The sequence below is a fragment of the Hydrogenobacter sp. T-2 genome, assembly GCF_033971325.1.
Taxonomy (GTDB): Bacteria; Aquificota; Aquificia; order Aquificales; family Aquificaceae; genus Pampinifervens; species Pampinifervens diazotrophicum.
Window position 1 is genome coordinate 236,376 of sequence record NZ_CP117180.1, and the last position, 26,407, is coordinate 262,782.

Sequence of the window (26,407 nt, forward strand, 5' to 3'; positions counted from 1 at the left end):
TCCGAGATTGGATGTCTCAAAAGGTAAAGGAGTATTATCAGAGAGATTTTAGAAAGGATTTCTTCACTGCACCAGAGCTTGACAGAGTCTTTGGTCATGCACTGGCAGAGCACCTTTCAAAGCTGGTAGGAGACTTTGAAAAACCAGTTTTCCTTGAGCTGGGTGGAGGAAGCGGTGTCCTTGCCTATGATATTCTCCAATACTTAAGGGAAAAAAATCCAGAGCTGTATGGCAGGCTTAAATATTACATTTACGAATTTAGTCCTACGCTTATAGAGATACAGAAGAGGAGGCTTGAGGAATTTAGAGATAAGGTTTTTTGGTGTAATAGCCTTTTTCCCCTTGAGGGTGTGGTCTTTTCCAATGAATTCTTTGACTGCCTACCGGTGCACGTATTGAAAGAAGGAAGGGAGCTATTTGTGGAAGATGGCAAGGAAGTATGGCTTGAGGTCAAAGACCAAAGGCTCAAGGAGGTGATAAGGAGAATGGGCTATGAGAAAATCCCTCATGTGTTAGAGCTTTGCATAGACTGTATAGACTTTTTGAGAGAAATATCTAAAAACTTGGTAAGAGGTTATCATCTTGTAATAGACTATGGCTACACTTCTGAGGAAATAAGCAGGTTTCCTCAAGGCACGGTTGTTGGTTATAGCTCTCATAAAGTGGACATAAACCCACTGAAAAGCGTAGAACCTGTAGACATAACCGCACACGTAAACTTTTCTCTTTTAGAGGAGTATGGAAAAGACTTTGGCTTGGAGAGGGTTTATTTGAAAAGTTTGAGAGATTTTCTTTTAGAGAGCAGTGCCTTTGTGGAGGAGTTTTATAGGCTTTCTGAGTTTGAAAATCCCGAGGACATAGAAAGACTTTCACGTCTAAAAACTATGCTTGTGAGTATGGGTGAGCGTTTTAGGGTATTACTTCAAAGAGCCCTAAGCTCCAACTCGTAGACTTCCCCTCTGTTCTGTATGGCAAGCGTTCCAGTCCTTCCAGTAAGAACCAGCACCCTTCCATCCTTTGTGGTAAGCACCGCCTGCACAGATTCTTCAAAGTTTCCACCCCTTATGGGTCTTATAAACACAAGGTCTTTACGCCTCTCTCCTATAACAAAGAGCTCACCTCTGCTGTATTTGACTATGTCTAAAAATCTTTGCACTATACCTGTATGGTTTTTCACCACAAAAGCCATGTTGAAGTTTAAAAACCTTGCCCCTGTGCCCGGTGGGTTAAAGATGAAATTGACCTTTCCTTGCTCAAGAGGGATTTCCACAAGGGTATAAGAACCACCAAAGCCCTCTTCTGTTGAAAAGACCTCCGTATCTCCTCTATAGACCCTTACCCTACCAATGCTATCTGTAAAAACAAGATAGTCTCCAAAATAGAAGGCACTGTCTATCCTAAAGCCTCTTGGAGCGAGAAAAGCCCCCGTCTCCCTTAAGTTTTCTCCCTCTAAGGACAACCTCACTGTTTGACCAAACCTATCTCTGAAGTTAAACCTTTGACCTATAAAGGTCTCCTTTGGTCTGCTTTTGTCAAGAACGCTCATTATGTAGGGAATATTTCTCCTTACAGGAACAAGGCTGTCGCCCACTGACCTCAAAATGAGAGAGTTTGCTGAGTCCCCAGATACCATGTTTACAAGCACAAGGTCTCTGTCATCAGTGCCTATCTTTCCACACCTGAGGCCTACAGGAACACCTGCAGGCAAGCTGTAGTCAAACCTCTTTACTAGGTCGTTTTTCAAAAGCTCATAAACCTCAACCCTTCCTGAGAAGAGCACCACAAGGAACTCTTTACCGCTTTCAGTAAGGTCGCAAAGGTCCGCAGATAAGGGTAAAGAGGGCAAGGGTCTGAGAAGCCTTGGTCTTGCCAGCAGGTTTATGTCCTCAAGGCTTGCCCTCTCTATGCCCTGCACTACCGCCTGCTGTGTTTGGAAAAAGGCTACAGGAGAGTTTCTATACTCCACGCCTATGCCATCCTTTAGCTCCTTTATAGTGTATGTGCATGCTTTTTCCTTTTTCAATTCTGGTAGGACTGAACGGAGTTTGAAAAACCACTCCTCTGAACCCTCAAAGCACACATCCCTTGTCAAAAGCCTTATTCTGTCTCCTTCCCTTGGAGACCCTTCAATAAGTTTTGCGTAAGAGAAGTTATCCTGCACCTCTTCCACTCTGAGAGTTCCCACTTGTTGGCTTTCTCTTCCTATAACCTGCTTTGTAATGGGATGGACTATCTCTTTGCCCTCTCTAAGGATTGTAAACTCCTCACCAACCCTTACCTTTTCTCTGCCAAGGTCTATAATCACTCTGTTTCCTTCCACTTTTACCACATAGCCTTCCCTTTGGAAAAAGTCCTTTAAGCCTTGCAAAGCATCCTGAGCCCATACACTTGAGATAAGGATTGTTAGGATTAAGACAAGCCTTCCCATAGTTCCTCCATGGCTTTTATTATAGCGTCAGTCATAGCCTCTGTTCCCACTTTTATACAACCCTCGCTGTATATGTCTGGAGTTCTGTAGCCCCTTTCAAGCACCAATTCCACTGCTCTGTCTATTAACTCCGCTTCTCTTTTTAGTCCAAAGGAATATCTGAGCATCATGCTTGCGGACAGTATTGTGGCTATTGGGTTTGCTACGCCCTTGCCTGCTATGTCCGGTGCAGAGCCGTGCACGGGTTCATAAAGGGCGTACTTGTCTCCAAGGCTTGCAGAGGGTAGCATTCCAAGACTACCCGTTATAACCGCCGCCTCGTCAGAGAGTATGTCTCCAAAGATATTGCCCGTCACTATCACGTCAAAGGAAGAAGGTCTTCTCACTATCTGCATGGCACAGTTATCCACATAAAGGTGCTCTAACTCCACGTCTGGATAATTTTTTGCTTCTTCCTCTACTACTCCCTTCCACAAGCCGCTAACCTCTAAAACATTAGACTTGTCAACACTTGTAAGTTTTTTTCTTCTCTGGCGAGCTATTTCAAAGGCTTTACGCGCAACGCGTCTTATCTCATCCTCTGTATACCTCATAGTGTTTATGCCTACCCTCTTACCCTCATACAGAAAAATACCCCTCGGTTCTCCATAGTAGACATCGCCAGTGAGCTCTCTAACCACGATAAAGTCTGTTCCCCTTGCGACCTCTTCCTTTAGAGGAGAGGAGCTAATAAGTGGCTCGTAAACCTTTGCAGGTCTTAGGTTTGCATAAAGGTCAAGAGCCTTTCTTATACCCAAAAGACCCCTCTCTGGTCTTTTGTCTGTGGGAAGGCTGTCCCACTTGGGACCTCCCACCGCACCAAGGAGCACCGCATCCGACCTAAGACAGAGCTCTACCGTCTCCTGTGGTAGTGGCGTGCCCTTCTGGTCTATGGCAGAGCCCCCTATGAGAGCCTTTTCAAAAACAAAGTCCAGATTAGAGAGCTCACCAAGCCTTTTTAGAACCCTAAGGGCTGAGGCAATGATTTCTGGACCTATTCCGTCTCCCTCTAAAACCGCTACCTTGAAAGTAGGCATACACTGTATTATACTAAACCTTATGCTGGAACTGCTTACTGAAAAGTTTAGTAAGGCTCTTGGTAGGGTAAAAGACACGAGAAAGCTAACAGAAAAACAGGTAAATGATGTGCTAAGGGAAGTAAGAGCCGCTCTAATAGAGGCGGATGTGGACTATGAGGTGGTGAAGGGTTTTCTAAAGAGAGTTCGGGAAAGGGCTTTGACCGAAGACCTCACCAACAGCCCATCGCCACAAGATAGCTTTTTGCTCACAATATACGAAGAGCTTGTCAACACTCTTGGCGGTCAAAAGCAAGACCTAAAAAAGGGTGTGGTGCTTTTTGTTGGACTTCAGGGAACTGGTAAGACCACAAGCATAGGCAAGATAGCCAACTATCTAAAGGAGCAAGGCTTTAAGGTGTCTTTGAGCTCCACAGACGTGAGAAGACCTGCGGCGATGCTACAGCTTCAAAGGCTTGCGGAGAAAATAGGCATCCCTTACTACGGCTTTGAAGAAGGTCTTACTGCGGTGGAAATAGCCAAAAGGGCACTCCAAAAAGCCAAAGAAGAAGCTGTAGACTACCTTCTCCTTGATACCGCAGGAAGGCTTCATGTAGACGAGGAGCTTATGGAAGAGCTAAAGCAGATAAAAGAGGCAGTCAAGCCTTCAGAAGTTATATACGTCGCAGATGCCATGCAGGGTCAGTCCGCCCTTGAATCTGCAAAAACCTTCCATGAGCTTCTTGGACTTACTGGAGTAGTGCTTACAAAGATGGATGGTGATGCAAGAGGTGGTGTTGCACTTTCTGTAAAGGAAGCTCTTGGTGTTGGCGTCAAGTTTATAGGAGTGGGTGAGAAGATTGAGGACATTGAACCCTTCTATCCCGATAGGATAGCTCAAAGAATACTTGGTCTTGGTGATATACAGACCCTTGCGGAGAAGGTGCAGAAGGTAATTCCAGAGGATGAAGCACAAGCACTCGCATACAAGGTTCTCAAGGGAGAGTTTGACCTTGAGGATATGCTTAAACAACTTAGGTTCATAAAAAACATGGGACCTCTTGACAAGCTCCTTGGTATGCTCCCAGGCATAGGAGCACAGCTCAAAGGTTTAAAGGTAGAGGAAAGTAAGTTCAAGAAAACAGAAGCCATAATCCTCTCCATGACAAAGCAAGAGAGGAGAAATCCGAAAATAATAAACATGAGTAGGAAACAAAGGATAGCTAAAGGTAGTGGGACAACGGTCTCTGACGTAAACAAAGTCCTCAAAGATTACGAGGAAATGAAAAAGATGATAAAAAAGCTAAAAAACATGCAGGGCATGCCACAGCTACCAAAGTTCCCCTTCCCTTTCAAAAGATAAACACTCTACTTTTTTCCTCTCTATTGTATTTTTTATCTCTTCCTTTGTTTGCATATATTCTGCTCTTTGTGCCTTGATTAAGGCTTCTTCTATGAGCTTTAAAGCCAAGCAATGGTCTCCTTTCTTGTTAAGCACATAGGCTAAGTTATTCAGAAGGTCTGGGTCTCTTTTTATCTCTAAAGCTCCTAAGTATAGCTCCTCCGCCCTTTCCCAATTTTCTTCTTTTGCGTATATGTTTCCAAGATTATAGTAGGCTATCCAGTTTTTTCTGTCCTTTCTTATAGCCCTCTTGTATTCTTCTCTTGCCAGTTCTATCTTACCCTGTTTTTCGTATATGTACCCAAGATTTACGTGTTCTTCAGAGGTAAGTGGGTCAGTATAGACTATAATTCTGGCACAGGAAGAGAGTAGTAAAAGAAGGGTAAACAAGACTAATATCATTCTAATATCCCCGCGAGGAGAGTTTCACTTCCGAAGAAATATCCATGCCCCACATCTATGCCTAACTTGAGAGCTAAATTAAGCTTCTTTAATGAATCTATGTTTTTAAAGCCAAGTTTTACTTTGAAAAGTTTAAAATTGGCTATTAGACGCTCCAGATTTGACATTTTTGTGTTTGTGTAGAAATCTTCACTAAAAAACACATAATCAAAAGTCCCTACTCTAAATTCTTTAACCTCATAACCAATTGTGCTGTATCCATCAAGGGCAGATTTTAACCCGCTCTTCCTTAGGAAACTTATGGCTTCAGCTAAATCTGCTAGTTTCATATCCTGAGGAAGGCAAACAACGAAGTTTTTACTGATAATTGGAAGATGCTCAAGGTCCATAGCTATTGGTTTTTTGATAAAGATAGGCTTTGTGAGAACCTTTTTTGCTACCGCTTTTAGCACCATTGTTTCCGCTTGTGCCTTCAAGTCTTTGTCTACAATATCTTTGAAGCTAAGTTCTGAACTTCCAGAAAGTATCCTTGTCAAAACCCAGTATCCATGGAGGCTCTGATCCTTGAGATTTACTACACTCTCAAGGTTGGCGTAAACTTTTATACTTTTACCCTCCATCGGAAAATATGTTATAATAAGTAAGGAGGTCTTGCAATGGCTATAACTGTGAGAGTTCCCACACCTTTGAGAAGGATAACCAACGGTCAAGGTGAAGTTCAGGTGCAAGCAAGCACTATAAGAGAAGCAATAGAAAAACTTGAAGAATCCTACCCGGGCTTTAAGGAAAGGCTTGTAGACGAGCAAGGTGAAGTAAGAAGGTTTGTAAACCTCTACCTTAATGATGAAGACATAAGGTTTCTCAAGGGTCTTGACACAGAACTAAAGGATGGAGATGTGCTGTCTATAGTCCCTGCCATTGCAGGCGGTCATAGATGAAGTCTCTCAATACTTAGCAATATATCCTCAAAGAGTGCAAGGGCAAGCCCTTGGTGAGGTAGCTGTATAACGAGCCTTTCTATACCGCCTGTATAGACTATAACCGTATCTTCTTTTAGTTCTATAGTTCTGATATGAGAGTAGGGCACCGCTATAACTTTGTCTTCTCTTCTGTATATGAAATAACTTGATTCTATTTCTATGCCATAATTTCTAAGCTCTTCTCTCCTGCTTTTCATACCAACCCAGGTGGTATCTTTATTGGGCTTTCAAACCTTTCTGGCTCTTGTTTTAGCACCATGGCGTAAACGCCAAAGCAGTATTTTCCAAGCTCTACCACCCTCCCTACTCTTAAGCCCGCCTCTTCAAGCATAAGACCTATTTCCCACTCAGAGTAAACTTCTTCTGGCGGAGGACCCTTGTCCCTTTCTTCCTTCTTCCAGTCTATTATAGAAACATATGCCAAGGGTTTGCAAACTCTTTTTATCTCCTCCATATAGCCCACTGGCTCTTCAAGTTCATGAAATACAAAGGTCATAAAGACAAAATCTACCAAGTTATCCGAAAGGGGTATGCGGTTCTCTTCCGAAAGTAATACCTCCACGTTAGATAGCCCAAGCTCTTTTACCTTTTTGCTTGCATACTCCACTGCCAGAGGTTCTGTGTCTATGGCATATACCTTGCCCTCTGAGCCTACCGCCTCTGAAAGGTATGGCAGGTAAAAGCCTGCACCAGTGCCCACATCAAGCACCTTCATACCCTTTCTTAGCCCAAACTCCCTTAGGACCTTCTGAGGGTCAAAGAGCTCAAGCCTGCTGGGGTCGTCAAGTTTTTGCAGTTTTGAGGGGTCAAATTTATGTCCCATGAGAAAATTATATTAGCTTTAGAAGTTCTCTGAGCTGTTTTATCTCATCTCTTAGCTTTGCAGCCTTTTCAAACTCCCACCTTTTGGCACATTCCCACATTTCCTTTTCCAACTTGCTTATCCTCTGTATTAGGTCTTCCTCTGAGGATATGCCTTTGGGTAGCTTTAGGGGGAGCTTTACATAGTCCAGCTCCTCTATAGCCAAAAGCTCCTTTATAGGCTTTACTATACTCTTTGGAGTTATGCCATGTTCTTGGTTGTATTTCTCTTGAAGCTGTCTTCTTCTGTTTGTCTCTTCTATTGCCCTTCTCATAGACTCTGTAATCCTGTCCGCATAAAGGATAGCTTTGCCGTTTATATTTCTTGCGGAGCGACCTATAGTCTGAATAAGAGAGGTGTAGCTTCTGAGAAAGCCTTCCTTGTCCGCCTCAAGTATGGCAACAAGGGAAACCTCTGGTAGGTCAAGCCCCTCCCTTAGTAGGTTAACGCCCACTATAACCTCAACAGTGCCTTCTCTTAGCTCCTTTACCACCTTTGCCCTTTCTATGGCGTCAAGGTCTGAGTGCAGGTATTTTGCCTTTATACCTCTTTCGTTTAAATACTCGGAGACCTCCTCCGCAAGTCTTTTGGTAGTAGTCAAAACCAAAGCCCTTTCTTTTCTCTTTTTCCTTTCTTGAATTTCTCTTATCAAGTCTTCAAGCTGGTTTCTTGTGGGACGCACTTCTACCACAGGGTCAAGAAGCCCAGTAGGTCGGACAATCTGCTCCACTATTACACCCTTGCTCCTTTGGACCTCCCAATCTCCAGGGGTTGCGGACATGTATATAACTTGGTTGAGCTTTTGCAGGAACTCCTCAAACTTAAGAGGTCTATTGTCAAGGGCGGAGGGAAGTCTCCAGCCGTATTCTACGAGTTTTTCCTTTCTTGAACGGTCTCCGTTATACATGGCTCTGACCTGAGGAATAGTCACGTGGGATTCATCCACTATAAGCAGAAAATCCTCAGGAAAATAGTCAAGAAGGGTAAAGGGTGGCTCTCCCGGTTTTCTACCCTCAAAGTATCTGGAATAGTTTTCTATTCCCTTACAATGTCCAAGTTCCCTTATCATCTCCATATCGTGCATGGTTCTTTGATAGAGCCTTTGGGCTTCCACAAGTTTTCCATTAACCTTAAACCACTCAACCCTTTCCTTTAGGTCCTTCTCAATCTCTCTTAGGGCTTCCTCTATGGTATCCCTTGGTGCCACATAGTGGCTTGCGGGAAAGAGAACAACCTTTTTGAGGTCTTTTATCTTATGTCTGTTCAAGGCATCCATCAAGCTAATGGAATCTATCTCATCATCCCAAAACTCAATCCTTATAAGCTGGTCTTCCATATCTGAAGGGACAACCTCAAGGGCACTGCCTTTTACCGTAAAGGTTGCCCTTCTTATGGCATAGTCGTTCCTTTCGTAGCCTATTTCTACCAGCTTCCTTGTGAGTTTACTTAGGCTATACCTCTGACCCACCTCAAGGGATATCCTCAAGGAATAGTAAGCCTGTGGCGAGCCAAGACCATATATGCAAGAAACAGAGGCAATCACTATAACATCTCGCCTTTCAAGAACCGATACAGTGGCAGAATGTCTGTATCTCTCAAGAATCTCATTTATGCTCGCATCCTTTTCTATGTAGAGGTCTTTTTCTGGTATGTATGCCTCTGGCTGATAGTAGTCGTAATAGGAAATGAAGTATTCTACTGCGTTTTCTGGAAAGAGTTCCTTTAGCTCCCTGTATAGCTGTGCGGCGAGTATTTTGTTATGGGCTATTATAAGAGTTGGCTTGTTATACTTCTCTATTACATTTGCTATAGTAAAGGTTTTGCCTGTGCCGGTGGCACCCAAAAGCACCTGCTCCTTTACTCCAGACTCCAAGTTTTCAAGAAGCTCCTTTATAGCCTTTGGTTGGTCTCCTGCAGGTTTGAGAGGAGCCTTAATGCTAAAGCCAGTAAGAGTTTTCATAACTTATAATTTAAACCTGTGAAAGCACTCCTGCTAACAGAAGGCTCCTCTTCCATCGGGCACGGACACATAACAAGATGCCTCTCTTTATATCAGGCTTTTGAAACCCTCGGGCATGAACCCTTTTTACTCGTGGCAGGAGACAGCTCTGTGGAGAGCCTTTTGAAAGATAAAAACCATAGGGTCTTTGACTGGCATAAAAACTGGAAAACCCTAATTGAGAATATAGAAGACTATAATGTGGTAGTAGTGGACTCTTACCTTGCAAGTGAGGAATTCTATCAAGAAATATCCAAAAGGGTAAAGCGTAAACTTTACATAGATGACTACAAGAGGATTGACTATCCTTCAGGCATCGTGCTAAACGGAGGCGTATACGCTCATGAATTGGCATATCCTCAGAAAAAGGGTCTTAAATACCTTCTTGGACCCAGATATATACCTCTCAGAAGTGCCTTTTGGAAGGTAAAGAGAAGGAACATAAGGCAAAAAGCTAAAAGGATACTCATAACCTTTGGCGGAGACGATTCAAGAAACATGACGCCAAAAGTTTTAAAATCGCTTAAGGAAAACTTCAAAGACCTTGAGTTTTTGGTTGTTGTTGGCAAGGGCTTTCGCAATGTTGAGGAGATAAGGGCTTTGGCGGACAGGCAAGTTAGGGTTTTTGAGGGTCTTAATGCAGAGGGCATGAGGGAGCTTATGCTTTTGGCGGACATAACCATAAGTGCGGGAGGGCAAACAACCTACGAGCTTGCGAGGATTGGCACGCCTGCAGTCCTTGTGGCAGTAGCAGAGAACCAGCTGTTAAACTGCAAAGGGTGGCATAATACAGGCTTTGCCCTTTACACAGGCTGGTGGGAGGATAAAGATATAATTGAAAAGGTTATCCTCTATACAGAAAGCCTAATGGACTATAAGGTAAGAGAAAGGATGGCAAAAGTAGGCAAAAAGACTGTAGATGGAAAGGGAGCTTTGAGAGTTGTAAAAGAGCTTACAAAGGATTAATATTATCCCTATGGAACAGCTGGAACTTCAAAAAAGCTATCAAATAAGGAACTTCTATGACCTATTGCAGGCTCTCAGAGAACATCCCGAGTGGCTTGAGGAACTGAGAACTCTTATACTGACCGCAGACCTTATAGAGCTACCCAAGAAGTTTGACAGGTTTGTAAAGGAAAGGTTTGAGCCCTTAGAGGAAAAGGTTGCCAAAATTCAAGAGGACGTGGAGGCAGTAAAACAAACCACTGCACGAACTGAAAAAAGGGTTGAAGTCCTTGAGAAAGATGTCGCATGGCTAAAAAAGGAGGTAAAATCTTTAAAGGTGGATGTGGCATCTTTGAAAGGCGATAATCTTGAAAGAAAGGTTAGAGAAAAAGCACCTGCGTATTTTGGTAGATTTTTCAGAAAGATAAAGGTCATAGACATACAACAATGGGCAGAAAAACTTGACGATGCGGAAGAACAAGGCTTGATAACTCCCGAAGAAAGAGAAAAAGCCTTAAACCTTGATATTTTGCTAAGGGCTAAAAAAGGAGAGAAAGAATTCCTTCTTGCTGTTGAAGTGTCCTATACTGTAGACGAAAAAGATGCATTAAGGGCTTTGGAAAGAGCAAACATTTTCTATAAACTCTATCAAATAGAAACTATACCAGTAGTGATAGGTGTTGAAATCCCTCCAGAGCTTGAAGAAAGACATAAGGAAGTGCTCTTTACAAGGGTTGTTCAGGAACAGAACCCTTCTTAATAATCCCCATCACTATCACATCCTTCCATCTTCCATCCTTAAAAACAAACTCCTTTAGCCTACCCTCCTCTTCAAAGCCCATCCTTTTGTGAAAATTTATAACTCTTTCATTATCTTCTATAACCTCAAGTTTTAGAGTATGCAACTGTGCAACATCAAAAGCAAGACTTATGGCACTCTTTTCCAAAATAAGACCCGCTCCATGAATTTTCTCTTCTGGGTTTGCGTATATGCCAAAATAGGCATTGCAATTGCGAAAATCTACCTTTGTCAAGCTAAGCACACCAACAGCCTTATCAACCTTGTAAACAAGGTAGTAAAAATTCCTTTTGTCGTGCCTTAGAGTTTCTATAAAACTAAGATGTTCTTCTTTGCTTATCTCATGGTCTGTATACATCCACCTTCTAACCTCTGGATGATTTCTCCACCTTCTGACCATTTCAATCTCTTCCTCATTCAGGTTCACGAAGTTCTTCAATAGCACATCTCCAAGCTCTATATTTCTCCTTAAGTTCTCTGATGGGTGTATCCCATCCTTTTTCTCTGATAAAGGGCTCAAATATACTGTATTCTTTTCTGTAATGCTTTGACCCCCCCCCATGTTGTTTAATGGGCTTTATTTTCAAGGTTTTTATACTTTCCCAGTTTTCTTTAAAAAGCTCTTGAATTTCTCTATGGAGTTTCAAGTATGAACTTCTTAGTGTTTCCTTTTCCTCATCTATAAAAACCTCTTTTTGCACCAATATGTCTCCAGTATCCACACCTTCATCCACAAGATGAATAGTCACACCCTTTGGTGTGTCTTCCAAAAAGCTCCATACATTTGGATAAGCACCTCTATTATAAGGAAGAAAGGATATGTGAAGATTTATTATTCTTGGATAGTAAGCTCTTACTACTTCCTTTGGTATTATGTGCTTGTAGTTGTAGCTTATTATGAAGTCTGGGTTTATTTTTTTGACAATATCCAAATCTATCCTGTCTTGTGTATAAACCACTTCCTCCTCGATACTCTTCAAAAACTCCACAAGCTCAAGACTGAAAGAATTGCCTCCAAGAAATAAGATTCTCATTCAACTCTCCTTATCAAGCCATGCTCTTTGAGTAAATTTGCCACACCGATTAGTCTATATGCAGGCTTTCTTATGTGGTTGGCTATGTCTATCAGGTCATTCTTACCATCCGCATAAGCTAGAAAATCCAGTATGGTTTTATAGAAATCTGATATAGTTCCGTCAGATATGTTATGGTATAAACCTCTCTTTCCTAATTGTGGTTCACATGGTTGACTTGCTACATAAACAAAGTTGCTTTCCAAAGTGTCTATTATATTACTATAGAAATTATAGCTTTCTTCTAAAGCGTCAGGTGTTATAAAGTTCAAATCGTCAAGAGATGTATGGTATTCTTTGTATTCCCCATATTTAGTCCTTGTTATAGAGCAAAAAGGCAAGTCTACACCCGGAGAACAATATTGCCTTTCATCTGAACCCCTATCAAGGTATGTATACCTTCTATAATCTACAATTTCATAATCAAGAAGATTAAGGGCTACTTTGTCTGCCAAGGTGTTACCATACCTGCTTGGTATATAGGAAAATTTGCCAGGATCACCCACGCAAGTTATTACAAAACCAGCTATAACTTTATTTTTCAGCCTCTCAAGGTTTTTTGAAATATAACATATTGAACCTATCGTCTCTGGAAGAAATAAAAACCTATAACTTAGTCTATTTTCTCCTCTTTTGTCCAATACTCTTTTTGCCAGAAAAGTTGTTAACGAGGGACCAGAAAGCTCATTGTTTCCCATAGATGGATGACAAACATATGTAGAAAAAACTACTTCCTTGTCCTCCTTACCAGGCACATATAACTCTCCGTAGTTTACATATCCCGGATAGTGTTCACTTTTTATTACCACTCTATATTTTGAATTTCTGTTTAATCTTTTATACTGTTCGTAGCTTATGCAAAAGCCCCAGTATGGGCTATAGTATGAGGTTATGTATGGGATTGCGTTTGGTAAGTCTTCCCTATAGTGTAGGCGTTTTTCCAGCTCCTCAAAAGTTAAAACTTGGTCTACTGGTATGGAATAGTTTACTATATGCAGGTTATGGTTTTTTAGGTCTACCACTATCTTCCCAGTTTCAAGCTCTTGAATGTATGCCTCATCTATCTTCCACTCAAGAGGCACAGTCCAGTCAAAGCATTCGCTACCGCTTGGAAATCCACCTATCTCAAGCTGTGGTATGTGAGATTTTATGGTCTCCAAAAACTTTCTAAGTCCAGGACCGCTTATGCTGGTAAGTATAGGATAAAGCTCCTTAGCCAGTTTGTATATCTCCTCACCTACCATGGATTATTCCCTCCTCAAGTATATGTTTGATAAACTCATAGCTTTCTTTTATAGCATTAAAATCTATGCTCCTATCCGTATCAAGACCGCTGTAAGGCTGTGGAAAGTTATGGGAAAACGGCTGATAACCTCTTAGTAGGACAGCCATATCTATGCTTGGATATGCCACCTTATCAAGCACTGGGTTATTACCCACACCAAAGAAAAATTCTTCCGACATCAAGTAGGATGGATATCTTATAGACTTTCTGTTATTTGTTATGAAAGAAAAGTTAAGACTGTTTCCGAGAAATTTAACAAAAAGCATAAAATCTAGTTTATTTTCTAAATCAAGCAACCACTTTAAGACTCCAACTACACCTGAAGATAACAATATAGTCAAATTATATACAGGTTTTATGTTTCCCTCAATTATATTTTTATTCAATCTACCTAAAACCATACAAGCAGAGATGTGTTCATCAATTCTATAAGGACCTTCCATAAGTCCTACTAAAGCTATCCTTTTGTAGCTGTCCTTAAAGTTATAGGATTTTTCCAATAGCTTTAAAGTTCCCAAGCTAAAGTCAGACTCTATGTATACCCTAAATTCTCGCTTGTTTTCTACAGTATTAAACTCCTCTGGCTTAAGCACAAACCCCCAGTCTCTGTTGTTCCAAACTGATATATGTTTTAAACCAAAAGCAGATAGGTGAAGGTGTCTTCTCAGCTCATCTTCATGCACCACAGCATCAATATTGAGTGAATATCTAAAAATACGATTATGTAAACCCTCTTTCTTAGAAAACAGCACCCTTTCACCAAAGGACAATAGATAATCTTTGACTATCCAACGCTCAGGCACTATATATGGTCCTACCTCTTCCCCACTCTTCCATTCATAGAGACATGAATTTTTGAAGTTATAAAACGTTTGCAAATCATCCAAGAACTCATCTAAAGAATCACTAACTATATCTCTTGGAAGTATTATAGCTTTTTTTACAAGGTCTTCTTCGCTTTGCAATCTCTGTTTAGTGTATACCTCTATGCCTGTTCTTCTTTTCTCTTCTTCTAAAACATCCACCATTGGACCTTTTGCCAACAGCCATGGCTCTTTTTTTGCTCTTTCTAAGACATAATCAAAGTAATCTTTAGCAATGCAGGAATATATGTATATGTTGCCAAGTTTAGTTTTTTTGTATATTCCTTCTTTAAGTGCGTCATAACCCACAGAGTCGTCAGGGTTTGAATTTTCTATCAAAGCTCTTACATGGTATAGCCAAGGCATATTGAGGTTGTAGTTATCATACCTTAAAACACCATTGAAAACCTTGCCATATCTATAATCCACTCTTAAAAGCCAGTCCACATAGTGTATAAAAGGCATCCAATTAGGTCCTATACCTATATTCAGAAGTTTTATATTACTTTTTGCTAATTTTGACAAAAAACCACCCTCACAATAGGAACATTGTTTATCAAGTTCTATTAAATCGTAATCCTTACCAACTACACACACAGAAAGCATTGGGTCTATGCTTGCCTTTTTATTAGGCAAAGAATGTATAAACTCTGGAAAAGCCCCTATCTTTGGCTTGGTATTTTGCGGGTCAAATACCCCAGGAGAGGAGGCACTACTTTTTCCAAAGGAGTAAGAAAAACATGGAACGTATAAAGTTCCGTCCTCTCCTATGGTCTCCATAATAGCATCAAAGAAAAGTTTACACAGATCCCTTGTGCTTTTTATTCCCTCAGGCGGACTTCCTATAACTCCTAAGCTCGTGCTAAGGTATACACTGTCTCCTTTCTGAATTCCAAGCTCTCCCAAAGCCCTAAGTATATCCTGGTAGCTGTAGCTTTTCATTTTTCACTTAGTTTGTTGGTTATTTTTTCCACTAAGCCCTTAAGCGTTTTTATATTTCTGTCTTCCATATCTTCTTCACTAAAACTTATACCAAACTCCTCTTCTATATAAAGCAAAAGTTGAGTAAAGCCAAAGGAGTCAACTATACCCGTATGTATAAGGTCTTCTTCAAGATAATTACTTAGGTCTTTACCTAAAAAATCTTGTAGCTTCCCTATTATTTCTCTTTCCATAGCAAGTCCTCACTTAATTTTTTCATAAATTGGAAATTCTTTTTCTCCTTTTCAAAATCCCATATAATTGGCTCCGATTGCATCTTCTCAGTTTGTTTGTAAATAGTATAAGCACTATGAATATGCGAATATAGATTAGCAAAAGCCTCTATAAAGCCAGCAGGATGCCCAGGTGTCATCCGATTATATATTCTAACACCACCTATACCTATGTTAGAACCTCTGTCAATTATTAGCTTTTCCCCATTGCTTTTTGCTACAAACAGTTTTTCAGGCTCTTCCTGAACCCAACATACGGACATTTTTGTGCCATACACACAAACCCTTAGACCGTTCCTGTTTCCAAGGGCAACCTTACTAACCCACATAAATCCAGGCTCACCACTTTTGTATTCAAAGAGACATTTTACGTCATCAACTACGCCGTAGGGCGAAAAACTCCTATGTATACTTTTAAGCCTCTTTATATCCTTTTCTGTTATATAGTAGCTAATAGAAAAAAGATGTGATGCGAGGTCAAGAATTATTGTTGGTATACTCTCATCCTTTTTCCTCCACCAAGGTGGGTAATCAATAACTTTTGGAGGTCTCAAAAAACTTTCCTGAGGCATTTCTAAATGCATACTAATAAGCTCACCCATTTCACCAGATAAAAACATATTCCTGAGTTCAGTCAGCATGGGATAGGCTATATAGTTATAAGTTATACACAGAAAGTAGTTAGAATTTCTAAACTTCTCTTCAAAGGCTATAATCTCTTCGTATGACTTAAAAAGCGGTTTTTCACATAGAACTGGATAACCCATTTCTATAGCCTTTGCCACATGTTCATAGTGAAGTGGAGTGGGAGTAAGAACAACCACAAGGTCTATCTGACCTTTTACAGTTTTCAGCATGGTATCCACATCCCCAAAAGCATCCGCTCCATAAAAATCCGCACTTTTGAGGTTTATTTCCTTGTTTCTACTAAAAACCCCTGCACTGACCTCAAACAAACCATCTAACCTACTTGCACAAAAATGCACATAACCAGCAATTGAGTTTATTCCACCACCAATAAAGGCAACTTTATATCTAACCATGGCTTGGCAACGCATACAGAACGGTTTCCATAAAGAATGTTCCATGCACCCTTACATAAAGCCTGTATGTTGGGTCTATCTGCTTAATAAACTTTGGTATTTCATAGAGGTCTTCAGGTTTGTGATACAAGGACACCATAAGTATAGGCTTGTATTCTCTTATTATACTTTGCATGCCTTTCAGACAAGGAAGTTCATAACCTTCAGTGTCCATCTTTATTAAATGAAATCCCAGATTAATAAAAGTATCGTCTGGCTTCATTATAAAAACTTTCTGTGTAAAATCAAATTCCTTTAGGTCTATACCAGGAATTTGAGTCAACCTTGAAATGGAACCATTATCTACATCACAATACAGGTTTAAAACGTCAAAACAATCGCCACAACCAGCCATTATAGGAATGTATACAGTATCTGGAAAATCTTGTCTGAGAGTTTCTATCCTTTTTAATAAATTGGAGAAATTCCTCTTATCTGGTTCAAAACCCACATAAATGTTCATGTTCTTACCAAAATTCTTGCCTTTACTTAGGAAAAGTTCAAGCGTATCACCGTCGTAGGCACCCACATCAATAAAGTTATAGGGCCCTGGTAAAATGTCCATAATGTTTATATCTTCTGGTATATATTGCCCTCTTTCTGGATCTTCTATAAAATCAGCGTCGTGCGTTTTTCTAAACTCTATCCAGTTATTAACTATTCTTTTGGATTTATCTTCTTCAAACAGCTTCAATATATCCTCTTTGCATTCAATCTTGTAGTTATTATCAAACCAGTAATGATTGTCTATAGCACTGAAAACCTCTTTGAATTCTTTATAAACCTTCTTGTAATCCCACCACTCAAACTTTTCACCCAGCTGTGCCTTTATCTTTTCAAGCACCTCTACAAGAGGGAATGTAAACAAAAAGAGATAGTTCTCTGGGTCTTTTATGTATTCCCCCACCTCATCCGGTTTTATGGTTTTTACTTTTGGATGGTGAGTATAAGAGTCTATGTAAAATTCAACCTTGTTCCCTCTGTTCTCTATAACGTCAACTAATAATTTTCTCCATAGATGATGTGTAGTTCCAATAATAACAATCTTTTTATTCATACTCACGCTCCCTAAAATAACACTCCAACGCTCTTCTATCTATCTTACCCACATGGTTTTTGGGCAACTCTTCCAATTGTATAAACTTGTAAGGCACTTGATAGGTTGCTAACTTTTGAAAGCAGAACTTTCTAAGCTCGCTTTCTCTTATCTCATCCTCTGCAGAATAAAAGGCTATGAGTTTTGTCTCTCCACCCTCTTGCACTCCCACCACTGCACACTCCTTAATACCATTATAACTTAAAATCACAGATTCCACATCCTCAGGAAAAACGTTTATAGCACCCACTTTATAGAGGAACTTTTTCCTACCTTTGTAATAAAGAAATCCGTCCTCATCCATATAGCCCAAGTCTCCAGTAAGGAAATAGTCTCCCAGAAAGGCTCTTTTTGTCTCTTGCTCCATATTGAGATAACCGCTAAATATAAGTGGTGTTTTTACCGCTATCTCTCCAACTTCCTTAGGTTTCAATTTGTTTCCTTGATGGTCAATTATAGCTACTTCAACATTTTTCAATGGATAGCCTACGCTTTCAATTTTTGCTCTAAATTCTCGTAAGTTTATATCAGAAACAGTAGAAGTCTCGGATGTTCCATACATTTCATGAAAATCACAGCTTAATAGGTTTAAGATTTCTTCTTTTTCAACTTTGCTTAAACTGGATGAAGAGGATACTAAACACCTGAGACTGCTAAGGTCATATTCTCCTTTCCTTATGTAAGGTAGTATACTTCTTATCTGCGAAGACACCAATATAGAAAGGCTTACCTTTTTAATTGAAACTGTATATAACCAGTCTTGAGGTTCAAACTTGTCAATTATTACAGCTTTACATCCAGAATAGATTGGAATTAATGAAAGTCTAAATCCAAGCGTATGATACATAGGAGTTGAAACTATTAACACATCTTCATCTTTTACCTTGTAGAGGTCTATAACAGTTTCAAAAGCTCTTTTAATCTTTGTGCTTGTGGATAACACTATGGGCTTAGGTTTGCTCGTTGAGCCCGATGTTGTTGAGATAAGAAAAGGTTCATCGGGACTGCATTTTTGAATGTCCACTTGTTTTAAGTATCCCTCTTTTATAGTTTCTAAGTCAAGGTGTATCAACTCTGTATCTGTGGAAGTTAACTGAATGCTTAGGTTTGTAAGCAGAAATTTAGGTTTTAATTCTTCAAGTATTTGTAAGATCTGCTCTTTAGATAGTTTAGTATTTATTGGTATAGTTCTTAGGCAGAGAACATCAGATGCGAGGACACTTAATATAAACTCAGGCGAGTTATCAAACAAAAGTGCGATGGTATCCTTTGGCTTGATGCCCTTGCTTAAAAGGATATTAGCTGTCTTTATAGTTAAGTTGTAAATCTCATTAAAAGAAAATGTTTTATTACCAAATTCGTAAGCAACCGCTTTTGAATGTTTTTTGTCTAAAAGAAAGTCAAAGATTCTGATTTCTTTCATAACAATATCTCCGCAAAGCCTATACACGCCCTATATTCTTTATCGTAAGGTTTTTCGTATTCTCCACATCCGTGGCTACCATTACCACCTGAGTAATATATGATTAACCTATCTTGTCCAGAAAGTGGTTGATTTGCTGTGCTCAATGTTCCACTATCCCACTCACCCTCCTTTCCAAGTGGTATTATAGGCTCATCTGAAACAAGCTCCCATTTTCTGCAGTCCTTACTGTAGGCTAAATAAACCTCTATTTTCCCATCGTGCGTTCCTTTTTTAAACTCATGGTCTATCATAAAAAGCCACAAAAAGCCAAGATAATGGTCTTTGTAGTTAAAGGGACACAAGCCATAAAAGTCTGCCCAGTTAAAGCCTCTTTCTTGTGCTATTCTGTCTTCCCTTTCAGATGGTATCCATACTGTTTTTGGCTTGCTCCAGTTTATAAAATCCTTACTTATTGACATTCCCACACAGCGTCTTGTCCTGCCTTGCTTGTCTATCTTATAGGTTTTTACCATAGCCCTGTAAACCCTTTTCCTTTTATCGTAAAAAACTGGTGCAACATCGCTATACCATATCTTCTTCGTCTTTTTGTTTGGAAATTTTAGCAGAGGAATTACAGGGTTGTTTTCGTATTCCACGAAATTTATACCATCCTTTGAAAAGGCAACGCAATAGCCTTTGTCTGTGTAGCCAAAGAGTTTGTATGGATACTCATCCTCTGGATTGTGTATAACAGATGGAATGTGATAGCTTGCTACCACGTTGCTCATACATTCAAGATGTTGAGTTTTGTGGTAAAAGTCCAATACCCTGCCTTCTACTTCCACAGTAGGATAAATATGAGGGATGCTTTCCTTGAGAGGTCTTATGAGAGGTTTCTTCCAGTTTATGCCATCTTCTGACTCCGCAAGGCACACAAAAAAGCCAATCCCATCCACATAACTTTGATAATACATCCTCAACTTGTCCTGTAGCTCTATAACAGAACCATAAAGGTATGTATGCTTTTCTTCCCAAGGATACTCAGGGCAAAGAACAGGTTTTGGATGCTTTATAGATTTAAACATTTACCTCCTCAAAGTTCAAAATATCCATATACTCCCACTCTCTGTAAGCCATAGCGTATATATTAGCCTTAGACAATTGCTTGACAAAGCCCTCATTAAAGCTAAGGCTCGCCATGATAAGAATTAACTTCTTTCCTGCAAACTCAGGAAAGTATTCCAGAAACCTCTTGGCTTTTTCTTTAAACTCCTCTATGTGCTTTTCCCTTGGAGTGGACTTTACCTCAAGCAAAAACACCTTGTCCTCACACACTGCCACCGCATCAAACTCTTCGTATATGCCCTTTTGACGATTAGTATACTCAAGCCTCATAAAGGTTTTCTCTGGCTCACATCCAAAGTATTTCCTTACCACAGGTCTAAAGGCTGGATATATGATGTCTTCCACTATAGTTCCTAACTTGTTGGCAAGCTCGCCCCAGCGTTTGTTGTTTTCTTGCTTGTATTCCCTTATTTGTTTGTCTGTCTCAGCCCTATACTCTGCTATCTTCCTGTCAGTCTCTTCCTTGTATTCTCTTATCTGTCTGTCTGTCTCTCGCTTGTATTCTTCCAATCTCCTCTCACCTTCTGCTATCATCCTACTTGCCCAGAGTTTAAAGTCCAGCATCTCTCTGACAAGTAATTCTCCGAGTTTTTCCAGTCTTTCTACTCTGTCCTCAAGTCTCTCCATAGATTTAAATATAAATCACATCTTTCTAAACACAGGCTGTAGTATTTGTCCCTCTATCAATTCATCTACCATATCGTATTCCATTGCAAACTTTACAATATCAAGCACCTCGTCGTATACTTCAAGAGTTTTTTCAATTATCTTATCATCATGAGGTAGAGCCATGTTATGAGAACCTGTGAAAAGAATTCCTCTTTTTGCACATTCTTGTTGGAAAAGAGTTTTTAACTTTAGACTGTTGTCTCCTACAAAATCCAGTAAAAACCTAACATCATAGCCCTTTACAAAGGCTATATCCTCCATTTCTTTATCTTCTATTAGCTTTTGAATGCCTTGTTTTAGCTTTTTTCCTTGCTCCCAAAGGTAGGGTATTACCTTTTTGTCTCTTAGATATTGTATGGTTGCGATGGCGGATGCTATGCTTGCGGTTTCTCCCCCAAAGGTAAAAGAGAAAAAGACCTCCTCAAAAAGCTCCATAATCTCCGACCTTCCAACTATGGCGGATATAGGTATGCCATTGCCCATGGCTTTGCCAAAGCAGGCAAGGTCTGGAACTACTCCAAAATATTCTTGTGCACCTCCCAAGGAAAAGCGAAAGCCACTAACCACCTCATCAAATATCAATAAAGCACCACGTTTCTGTGTAAGCTCTCTGACCTTTTGTAAAAAGTCTTCCTTTGGCTCTTCTACGCCCATAGGCTCCATTATTACGCAGGCTATCTGGTTTTTGTATTCCTCAAAAAGCCTTTCAAGACTTTGTATATTGTTATACTCAAAGGTAAGGGTAAGGCTTTTTACCTCTTCTGGAATTCCCCTATCCCTCGTGGTTGTCCCTATATACCAATCTTGCCAGCCGTGATATCCACAACAAGCTATGTATTTCCTGCCCGTGTATGCCCTTGCAAGCCTAACGCCCGCAGAGGTCACGTCAGAACCATTCTTCCCAAAACGCGCCATCTCACAGCATGGTATGGTCTCTCTCAAAAGCTCCGCAAGCTCTGTCTCAAGATAGCTCGGCAAGGTAAAAACTGTTCCCCTTCTTAGCTCCTTTTCCACTCTTTCAATAACAGGCTCAAAGGCATAGCCTAATATACAAGCACCAAGCCCCATAGTGTAGTCTATATAGGTATTCTCGTCAAGGTCTGTAAGATAACAACCTTTTCCTTCTTTCACAAAAAGTGGAACCGCCCCCACAGAAAACTGTAGGTACGATTTGCTAAAGGTTTGTGAACAGTTAGGTATTAGGGTTTTGGTTTTCTCAAAATGCCTTAGGCTGTTTTCAAGTTTTAAAGGCTTTGCCCTTAGAGACCTTATAAAATCCCTATCTTGCCTTAGGGACTTGAGATATCCCTCGTTTACAGGAATTTCTTTCTCCCTTTTCAAGATTTCTGGCTTTTCCTTTATAAGTTTTACCACCTCTTCGTAGGTAAAGTCTTCCTTTCCAAGAGCTTTTATTATTCTTTCTATAATCACCAAATCCTCTGGATAGTCAAGGCTAAGATGTATGTGCGAGAGGTCTTCTTCATGTATTCTGTAAAAGAGCTTTTTAGCTTTCTTTGACTTTCTTATGTATGGGCTTACATGCTCTCTTTCTGACGGAAGTTTAGCCCTTTGATAAGCCCTTAGTATCCATTCTCCCTTTATAACTTCCACATCAAAACCGTCTATTATGCCAGTAAGCACGAGATAGTCTACATTTTCTTCAAGTGCTTTACTAAGAGCCTTTTGGACAAGTTCAGGGTCTATTAGAGGACAATCTCCAGTTATTCTCACTACTAAGTCAAGGGAAAAATCTTCTACCGCCTTTGCATATCTACTGAGGACATCAGTTGGATGCCCTGCTAAAGCATACCAAACAAACCTTTTTGCTATATTTATAAGCTCTTTGTCTTCTTCAAGTATAGAAGTAGCCAAAACTTTAACATCTACTTTTAGCTTGCTTAGTCTTGTAAAAACCCACTCTATTGCCTTTTTACCAACAAGGTCTGCCATCATCTTTTTAGGGAATCTTGTAGAGCCATTCCTTGCCTGTACCACTAAGCCTGTCCTCATGTTTTGACCTTTTCCATAATTATTTCATCAACATAATTACCTTTGTAAAACCTCCTTTTGGTAAACCTACCTACCTCTCTGTAGCCAGCTTTTAAAAATGCTTTGTAGGATGCTATATTGTTTGCGTAAATACCTGCCATTATGTGTTTTAAATTTAGCTCTGTAAAAGCATATTCTGTAGCAAGTTCTATGGCTTTTGTTCCATAACCTTTCCCCCAACAACTCTTGTCTCCTATTATTATGCCAATATCTGCATACCTATGAATCCAATTTATATTACCTAATTTTACATTTCCTATATGCTTACTATCTTGCAAGAATATTCCAAATAGGAAATTATTTGAGTTATTAACAGACTTTACATAGTTCCGCAAATCTTCCAGAGTATATGAGCTCCATCTTGACTCTAAATACTGGTTTATATCAGGATCACTCAACCATTCAAGATACTCAGGCGTCACATCATCTGGTGTTAAGAGTTTTAGTTTTATATTCATACCTATATCTCCTTTATATTATACAACATCATGACATTATATAATATCATGTAGGCTTTGTCCACATATACGGCAGGATTATATTTTCATCCTCCACTCGCATACCCCGCCAATCCACCGATAACTCAGGTGCATGTCTTGTGCAGTTAACTATTTCTTCTAATTGCTCTCTACTATCCACACCTATGACTATATAGTCCACTGGTTGTTTAATAGCAAAGAGAAGACAAAGGCAGGGAAGTGTAAGCCCTTTCTCTAAGGATAGCTCTCTAAGTTCTTTTATCTTATCCTTCACTTTTTCAAACGCACCCACAAGTTTATGTTCCTCTATAAAAAATAGCCCTTGTAGAAATATGGACCTTGCAATAATTTTTATGCCTTTAGACTTCCATTCATTAATATGAGAGGTAAATCTTTGGTCAAAAATGTTAAGCGGCAATTCCACAGTAAAATATCCTCCTAACGCCTCAATAAATTCTAAAAATTCATACGGATGATATACAGAGATGCCAAAATTATCTATCAAGCCTTCTGTTTTTAGTAGTTCAAGTGATTCTATTGTTAGATTTTTATTTCTTTTAAATGTGTCGAAAGAATGAATAAGAAGATAGTCTATTCTATCTACTCTAAGATTTTCTATGCTTTTAATAGTAGCCATTTTAAAATCTTCATAGCACTCATATTCCTTATTTGGTAATTTTGTCACTATCCTTAAAGACCTTCCTTTTTTCCAAAAATATTCACCTAATATCTTCTCTGCTGTACCATAAGCTTGAGCAGTATCTACTCCATAAAAACCTTCCTCCACCGCAAGGTCAAGTATCCTGAAAACCTCCTCTTTAGGAACTTGTCTACCAAAGGCAATGCCGTAATTCATGCCAAAGTTTGCAGTGCCAAGTATAAGTTTGTTAACCATCTATCAAGCTCCTCAACCTTTTCACCACCAACTCAAGCTCCTCTTCCTTTAGTGCAGGATACATGGGCAGGCTTATCTCTCTTTGGTAAAAGTCCTCCGCAGTAGGGCAAAGTCCCTTTTTGTATCCAAGTTTTTCCATAAAGGGATGCCAGTAGATGGGAATGTAGTGAACCTGAACTCCTATGCCTTGTGCCCTGAGGTTTTTGAAAACTTCCCTCCTCCTTTCTTTGTCAGTTAGCTTTATAGGATAGAGATGATAGGAATGGTATGCGTATGGCTTTTCTACCAAAAGACTTAGGCTTTCTAAAGCTCCAAGTTTTTCTTTGTATAGCTCCGCTAAATGTCTTCTCCTCTGGACAAAGTGGTTGAGTTTTTTTAGCTGTGAAATCCCCAAGGCACACTGAATATCCGTTATTCGGAAGTTAAAGGATGGAAACTCTATAGCATACTCCCAGTCTTCACCTCTTACCATTCCGTGATTTCTGCACCTTAACATCTTTTCGTAGAGTTCATAACTTTTAGTTAGCACCGCACCCCCTTCTCCTGTGGTTATGTGCTTTACCGGATGAAAGCTGAAAACCGTAGCGTGCGAATACTTGCAAGAGCCCGTTTTATGACCCTTATAATCAGAACCAAGAGCGTGGCAGGCATCTTCCACCACATAAAGCCCGTATTTCTCAGCCACCTGCCAGACCCTTTCCATATCCACAGGATGCCCAGCGTAGTGAACAGACACTATGAGCTTTGTCCTTTCTGTTATCAGACTCTCCAATAGGTTTACATCCATGTTTCCCGTATCTGGTTCTATATCACAAAAGACTGGCTTTGCACCAAGCATAACCCCCATAGAGACCGTAGCAGTAAAGGTTATAGGAGTAGTTATAAACTCATCCCCCTCCTTTAGCCCTAAGGCTTTGTAAATGCAATACAAGGCAGAAGTGCCAGAGTTAAAGGCTACCGCATAGTCCACACCGCAATAGCTTGCCAAAGCCCTCTCAAAGGCTTCTATCCTTGGACCCTGCGTGATATAGTCAGACCTCAGAACCTCCACAACCGCCTCTATGTCCTCTTGGTCTATATACTGCCTACCGTAAGGAATCATTCTTCAAAGTCATAGCTAAAGTAAATTCTTACACCCTTTTGTTTTGCATATCTTTCTGTATGTGGTGATGCAACCATGTGGGTTACCATAACAGGTATAACAGGTGCGTTAAGGTATTCTTGCACTCTTTGCAGTTTTCTAAGAAATTCATCTATATGTTTTTTGTTAAGTTGAGTTTTTGACTCACCTATTATGAAAACCTCTGAGCCATCTACTTTTGCCTTGCCAAATATGTTAACTTCGTCATAGCTAAACTCGGAATATTCTATGAAGCCTCTTTTTAGTCTTCCTATAACTTCTATGTTTTCCTCTTTCATAAGTCTTGGCAGGTGTTTGTAAGCCTTGTTTTCCAGTATATACCCTACAGTGTGTGAGAGGCCTCCTAATTGTTCTCTTGTTTTCTTGTGGTCTTCTTGTAGTTTTTTCACAGATTCCGCTAAACTCTCAACTACCTTTGATAGCTCTGCAACTGTAGCTCTGAGATCCTCTTGATCCTTGGCAAGCTTAGCTACTGTGTTCTTCAGTTCAATCATCTCTTGAGATAGCTGAGCCACAGTGTTTTTTAGCTCAATCATCTCTTGAGATAGCTGAGCCACGGTATTTTTCAGTTCAATCATCTCTCGAGAGAGCTGAGCGACAGTTTTCTTAAGCTCCTCTTGGTCTTTTGAAAGCTGAGCTACAGTGTTTTTCAGTTCAATCATCTCTCGAGAGAGCTGAGCGACAGTTTTCTTGAGTTCCTCTTGGTCTTTTGATAGCTGGGCTACTGTATTCTTTAGCTCAATCATCTCTTGAGATAGCTGGGCTACAGTTTTCTTAAGTTCCTGCTGGTCTCTTATAAGCTCTGCAACAATTTTCTTAAGTTCCTCTTGGTCTTTTGAAAGCTGGGCTACAGTGTTCTTCAGCTCAATCATTTCTTGAGATAGCTGTGCCACTGTTTTCCTAAGCTCCTCTTGTCCTTTAGCAAGCTCCGCAACTATTTTTCTTAGCTCCTCTTGATTTTCTGAAAGCCTATGGACAGACTCTGAAAGGGCGTTTAGCTTTTCTGTAAGAGCTTGCAGATTAGTCCATATCTTTTTACGCTCTTCTGTATCCCACATTTGCATGAGGGCGAGGGCAAACTCCATTATGGAAGCAACCTGCTCTGGCTCAAACTTCCCTTCAAGTAGACTTTTTAGCTCTCCAAACTGCATAGTTTAAA

27 protein-coding genes are annotated in these 26,407 nt (G+C 40.0%); 5 read left to right on the forward strand and 22 right to left on the reverse strand.

The genetic code is table 11. The features are described from left to right. Window positions 1-11: 11 nt before the first annotated feature. Window positions 12-950, forward strand: a complete 939-nt coding sequence (locus IAE16_RS01375) for an SAM-dependent methyltransferase (RefSeq protein WP_323700908.1) — start codon at window positions 12-14, stop codon at window positions 948-950. Here the strand turns inward: IAE16_RS01375 and IAE16_RS01380 are convergent. Together IAE16_RS01380 and leuB are read right to left on the reverse strand one after the other, a co-directional pair. Continuing rightward, window positions 923-2,428, reverse strand: a complete 1,506-nt coding sequence (locus IAE16_RS01380) for a hypothetical protein (RefSeq protein ID WP_323700909.1) — start codon at window positions 2,426-2,428, stop codon at window positions 923-925. The genes IAE16_RS01375 and IAE16_RS01380 overlap by 28 nt on opposite strands. Beyond that, on the reverse strand, window positions 2,410-3,504 hold the full coding sequence (gene leuB, locus IAE16_RS01385; protein ID WP_323700910.1) for a 3-isopropylmalate dehydrogenase: 1,095 nt from the start codon (window positions 3,502-3,504) through the stop codon (window positions 2,410-2,412). Before leuB ends, IAE16_RS01380 begins: the two co-directional genes overlap by 19 nt. 22 nt (window positions 3,505-3,526) lie before the next feature. On the opposite strand from leuB, the gene ffh reads away from it, so the two are divergent. Continuing rightward, on the forward strand, window positions 3,527-4,846 hold the full coding sequence (ffh, locus tag IAE16_RS01390; RefSeq protein ID WP_323700911.1) for a signal recognition particle protein: 1,320 nt from the start codon (window positions 3,527-3,529) through the stop codon (window positions 4,844-4,846). Here ffh and IAE16_RS01395 read toward each other — a convergent pair. Beyond that, window positions 4,814-5,287: a tetratricopeptide repeat protein gene (locus tag IAE16_RS01395; RefSeq protein ID WP_323700912.1), complete on the reverse strand. Its 474-nt coding sequence runs from the start codon at window positions 5,285-5,287 to the stop codon at window positions 4,814-4,816. The two genes, ffh and IAE16_RS01395, sit on opposite strands and share 33 nt — an antisense overlap. Then, a complete protein-coding gene (locus IAE16_RS01400) occupies window positions 5,284-5,907 on the reverse strand; it encodes a diguanylate phosphodiesterase (RefSeq protein ID WP_323700913.1) in 624 nt (207 codons plus the stop codon). The genes IAE16_RS01395 and IAE16_RS01400 overlap by 4 nt, the downstream gene beginning before the upstream one ends. A 36-nt stretch (window positions 5,908-5,943) precedes the next feature. Between IAE16_RS01400 and IAE16_RS01405 the strand changes: the two genes are divergently transcribed. Further along, complete coding sequence (locus IAE16_RS01405) at window positions 5,944-6,225, forward strand: ubiquitin-like small modifier protein 1 (RefSeq protein ID WP_323700914.1); 282 nt, start codon at window positions 5,944-5,946, stop codon at window positions 6,223-6,225. Here IAE16_RS01405 and IAE16_RS01410 read toward each other — a convergent pair. The 3 genes from IAE16_RS01410 to uvrB are packed head-to-tail and all read right to left on the reverse strand — an operon-like array spanning window position 6,216 to window position 9,089. Beyond that, the gene (locus IAE16_RS01410; protein WP_323700915.1) at window positions 6,216-6,464 is read right to left on the reverse strand and encodes a hypothetical protein; all 249 of its coding nucleotides are present in this window, start codon (window positions 6,462-6,464) and stop codon (window positions 6,216-6,218) included. The two genes, IAE16_RS01405 and IAE16_RS01410, sit on opposite strands and share 10 nt — an antisense overlap. Then, window positions 6,461-7,090, reverse strand: coding sequence for a class I SAM-dependent methyltransferase (locus IAE16_RS01415; protein WP_323700916.1), 630 nt, complete (start codon window positions 7,088-7,090; stop codon window positions 6,461-6,463). Before IAE16_RS01415 ends, IAE16_RS01410 begins: the two co-directional genes overlap by 4 nt. 7 nt (window positions 7,091-7,097) lie before the next feature. Beyond that, on the reverse strand, window positions 7,098-9,089 hold the full coding sequence (uvrB, locus tag IAE16_RS01420; protein WP_323700917.1) for an excinuclease ABC subunit UvrB: 1,992 nt from the start codon (window positions 9,087-9,089) through the stop codon (window positions 7,098-7,100). Between the two features lie 18 nt (window positions 9,090-9,107). On the opposite strand from uvrB, the gene pseG reads away from it, so the two are divergent. Continuing rightward, window positions 9,108-10,094 carry a UDP-2,4-diacetamido-2,4,6-trideoxy-beta-L-altropyranose hydrolase gene (gene pseG, locus IAE16_RS01425; RefSeq protein WP_323700918.1) on the forward strand — a complete coding sequence of 329 codons (987 nt, stop codon included), beginning with the start codon at window positions 9,108-9,110 and terminating at the stop codon, window positions 10,092-10,094. A 10-nt stretch (window positions 10,095-10,104) separates the two neighbouring features. Continuing rightward, entirely contained in the window at window positions 10,105-10,833 is a 729-nt protein-coding gene (locus tag IAE16_RS01430) for a hypothetical protein (protein WP_323700919.1), read from the forward strand. Here IAE16_RS01430 and pseH read toward each other — a convergent pair. From pseH to IAE16_RS01505, 15 genes are read right to left on the reverse strand one after another with little or no spacing between them, the layout of a single operon-like run. After that, the gene (pseH, locus tag IAE16_RS01435) at window positions 10,799-11,317 is read right to left on the reverse strand and encodes a UDP-4-amino-4,6-dideoxy-N-acetyl-beta-L-altrosamine N-acetyltransferase (RefSeq protein WP_323700920.1); all 519 of its coding nucleotides are present in this window, start codon (window positions 11,315-11,317) and stop codon (window positions 10,799-10,801) included. The two genes, IAE16_RS01430 and pseH, sit on opposite strands and share 35 nt — an antisense overlap. Continuing rightward, entirely contained in the window at window positions 11,286-11,906 is a 621-nt protein-coding gene (locus IAE16_RS01440; RefSeq protein WP_323700922.1) for a formyltransferase family protein, read from the reverse strand. The genes pseH and IAE16_RS01440 overlap by 32 nt, the downstream gene beginning before the upstream one ends. Further along, window positions 11,903-13,189 (reverse strand): DUF4910 domain-containing protein, encoded by a 1,287-nt coding sequence (locus IAE16_RS01445; RefSeq protein ID WP_323700923.1) that lies wholly within the window; start codon window positions 13,187-13,189, stop codon window positions 11,903-11,905. The genes IAE16_RS01440 and IAE16_RS01445 overlap by 4 nt, the downstream gene beginning before the upstream one ends. Continuing rightward, a complete protein-coding gene (locus tag IAE16_RS01450) occupies window positions 13,179-15,035 on the reverse strand; it encodes a DUF2172 domain-containing protein (RefSeq protein WP_323700924.1) in 1,857 nt (618 codons plus the stop codon). Before IAE16_RS01450 ends, IAE16_RS01445 begins: the two co-directional genes overlap by 11 nt. After that, on the reverse strand, window positions 15,032-15,268 hold the full coding sequence (locus IAE16_RS01455) for an acyl carrier protein (RefSeq protein ID WP_323700925.1): 237 nt from the start codon (window positions 15,266-15,268) through the stop codon (window positions 15,032-15,034). Before IAE16_RS01455 ends, IAE16_RS01450 begins: the two co-directional genes overlap by 4 nt. Beyond that, window positions 15,253-16,350 (reverse strand): Gfo/Idh/MocA family protein, encoded by a 1,098-nt coding sequence (locus IAE16_RS01460; RefSeq protein ID WP_323700927.1) that lies wholly within the window; start codon window positions 16,348-16,350, stop codon window positions 15,253-15,255. Before IAE16_RS01460 ends, IAE16_RS01455 begins: the two co-directional genes overlap by 16 nt. Then, window positions 16,343-17,446, reverse strand: a complete 1,104-nt coding sequence (locus IAE16_RS01465; protein ID WP_323700928.1) for an FkbM family methyltransferase — start codon at window positions 17,444-17,446, stop codon at window positions 16,343-16,345. Before IAE16_RS01465 ends, IAE16_RS01460 begins: the two co-directional genes overlap by 8 nt. Continuing rightward, complete coding sequence (locus IAE16_RS01470; RefSeq protein ID WP_323700930.1) at window positions 17,439-18,908, reverse strand: class I adenylate-forming enzyme family protein; 1,470 nt, start codon at window positions 18,906-18,908, stop codon at window positions 17,439-17,441. Before IAE16_RS01470 ends, IAE16_RS01465 begins: the two co-directional genes overlap by 8 nt. Then, window positions 18,905-19,975, reverse strand: a complete 1,071-nt coding sequence (locus IAE16_RS01475) for a glycoside hydrolase family protein (protein ID WP_323700931.1) — start codon at window positions 19,973-19,975, stop codon at window positions 18,905-18,907. Before IAE16_RS01475 ends, IAE16_RS01470 begins: the two co-directional genes overlap by 4 nt. Further along, entirely contained in the window at window positions 19,968-20,642 is a 675-nt protein-coding gene (locus IAE16_RS01480) for a hypothetical protein (RefSeq protein WP_323700932.1), read from the reverse strand. The genes IAE16_RS01475 and IAE16_RS01480 overlap by 8 nt, the downstream gene beginning before the upstream one ends. Before the next feature lie 15 nt (window positions 20,643-20,657). After that, complete coding sequence (locus tag IAE16_RS01485) at window positions 20,658-22,694, reverse strand: aminotransferase class III-fold pyridoxal phosphate-dependent enzyme (RefSeq protein ID WP_323700933.1); 2,037 nt, start codon at window positions 22,692-22,694, stop codon at window positions 20,658-20,660. Continuing rightward, a complete protein-coding gene (locus IAE16_RS01490) occupies window positions 22,691-23,191 on the reverse strand; it encodes a GNAT family N-acetyltransferase (protein ID WP_323700934.1) in 501 nt (166 codons plus the stop codon). The genes IAE16_RS01485 and IAE16_RS01490 overlap by 4 nt, the downstream gene beginning before the upstream one ends. 46 nt (window positions 23,192-23,237) lie before the next feature. After that, entirely contained in the window at window positions 23,238-24,107 is an 870-nt protein-coding gene (locus IAE16_RS01495) for an aldo/keto reductase (protein ID WP_323700935.1), read from the reverse strand. After that, window positions 24,100-25,209 (reverse strand): UDP-4-amino-4,6-dideoxy-N-acetyl-beta-L-altrosamine transaminase, encoded by a 1,110-nt coding sequence (pseC, locus tag IAE16_RS01500; RefSeq protein ID WP_323700936.1) that lies wholly within the window; start codon window positions 25,207-25,209, stop codon window positions 24,100-24,102. Before pseC ends, IAE16_RS01495 begins: the two co-directional genes overlap by 8 nt. After that, window positions 25,206-26,399 (reverse strand): coiled-coil domain-containing protein, encoded by a 1,194-nt coding sequence (locus IAE16_RS01505; protein ID WP_323700937.1) that lies wholly within the window; start codon window positions 26,397-26,399, stop codon window positions 25,206-25,208. Before IAE16_RS01505 ends, pseC begins: the two co-directional genes overlap by 4 nt. Between the last annotated feature and the right edge of the window lie 8 nt (window positions 26,400-26,407).

Coding starts and splice junctions, on each gene's coding strand:
- IAE16_RS01400 (WP_323700913.1), bottom strand. CDS start 5,907: ATGGAGGGTAAAAGTATAAAAGTTTACGCCAACCTTGAGAGTGTAGTA.
- IAE16_RS01490 (WP_323700934.1), bottom strand. CDS start 23,191: ATGAATATAAAACTAAAACTCTTAACACCAGATGATGTGACGCCTGAG.
- leuB (WP_323700910.1), bottom strand. CDS start 3,504: ATGCCTACTTTCAAGGTAGCGGTTTTAGAGGGAGACGGAATAGGTCCA.
- IAE16_RS01460 (WP_323700927.1), bottom strand. CDS start 16,350: ATGGTTAGATATAAAGTTGCCTTTATTGGTGGTGGAATAAACTCAATT.
- IAE16_RS01470 (WP_323700930.1), bottom strand. CDS start 18,908: ATGAAAGAAATCAGAATCTTTGACTTTCTTTTAGACAAAAAACATTCA.
- IAE16_RS01410 (WP_323700915.1), bottom strand. CDS start 6,464: ATGAAAAGCAGGAGAGAAGAGCTTAGAAATTATGGCATAGAAATAGAA.
- uvrB (WP_323700917.1), bottom strand. CDS start 9,089: ATGAAAACTCTTACTGGCTTTAGCATTAAGGCTCCTCTCAAACCTGCA.
- IAE16_RS01465 (WP_323700928.1), bottom strand. CDS start 17,446: ATGAATAAAAAGATTGTTATTATTGGAACTACACATCATCTATGGAGA.
- pseC (WP_323700936.1), bottom strand. CDS start 25,209: ATGATTCCTTACGGTAGGCAGTATATAGACCAAGAGGACATAGAGGCG.
- IAE16_RS01495 (WP_323700935.1), bottom strand. CDS start 24,107: ATGGTTAACAAACTTATACTTGGCACTGCAAACTTTGGCATGAATTAC.
- IAE16_RS01380 (WP_323700909.1), bottom strand. CDS start 2,428: ATGGGAAGGCTTGTCTTAATCCTAACAATCCTTATCTCAAGTGTATGG.
- IAE16_RS01485 (WP_323700933.1), bottom strand. CDS start 22,694: ATGAGGACAGGCTTAGTGGTACAGGCAAGGAATGGCTCTACAAGATTC.
- IAE16_RS01405 (WP_323700914.1), top strand. CDS start 5,944: ATGGCTATAACTGTGAGAGTTCCCACACCTTTGAGAAGGATAACCAAC.
- IAE16_RS01505 (WP_323700937.1), bottom strand. CDS start 26,399: ATGCAGTTTGGAGAGCTAAAAAGTCTACTTGAAGGGAAGTTTGAGCCA.
- IAE16_RS01445 (WP_323700923.1), bottom strand. CDS start 13,189: ATGGTAGGTGAGGAGATATACAAACTGGCTAAGGAGCTTTATCCTATA.
- IAE16_RS01450 (WP_323700924.1), bottom strand. CDS start 15,035: ATGAAAAGCTACAGCTACCAGGATATACTTAGGGCTTTGGGAGAGCTT.
- IAE16_RS01430 (WP_323700919.1), top strand. CDS start 10,105: ATGGAACAGCTGGAACTTCAAAAAAGCTATCAAATAAGGAACTTCTAT.
- IAE16_RS01475 (WP_323700931.1), bottom strand. CDS start 19,975: ATGTTTAAATCTATAAAGCATCCAAAACCTGTTCTTTGCCCTGAGTAT.
- IAE16_RS01440 (WP_323700922.1), bottom strand. CDS start 11,906: ATGAGAATCTTATTTCTTGGAGGCAATTCTTTCAGTCTTGAGCTTGTG.
- ffh (WP_323700911.1), top strand. CDS start 3,527: ATGCTGGAACTGCTTACTGAAAAGTTTAGTAAGGCTCTTGGTAGGGTA.
- IAE16_RS01480 (WP_323700932.1), bottom strand. CDS start 20,642: ATGGAGAGACTTGAGGACAGAGTAGAAAGACTGGAAAAACTCGGAGAA.
- IAE16_RS01395 (WP_323700912.1), bottom strand. CDS start 5,287: ATGATATTAGTCTTGTTTACCCTTCTTTTACTACTCTCTTCCTGTGCC.
- IAE16_RS01415 (WP_323700916.1), bottom strand. CDS start 7,090: ATGGGACATAAATTTGACCCCTCAAAACTGCAAAAACTTGACGACCCC.
- IAE16_RS01375 (WP_323700908.1), top strand. CDS start 12: ATGTCTCAAAAGGTAAAGGAGTATTATCAGAGAGATTTTAGAAAGGAT.
- IAE16_RS01455 (WP_323700925.1), bottom strand. CDS start 15,268: ATGGAAAGAGAAATAATAGGGAAGCTACAAGATTTTTTAGGTAAAGAC.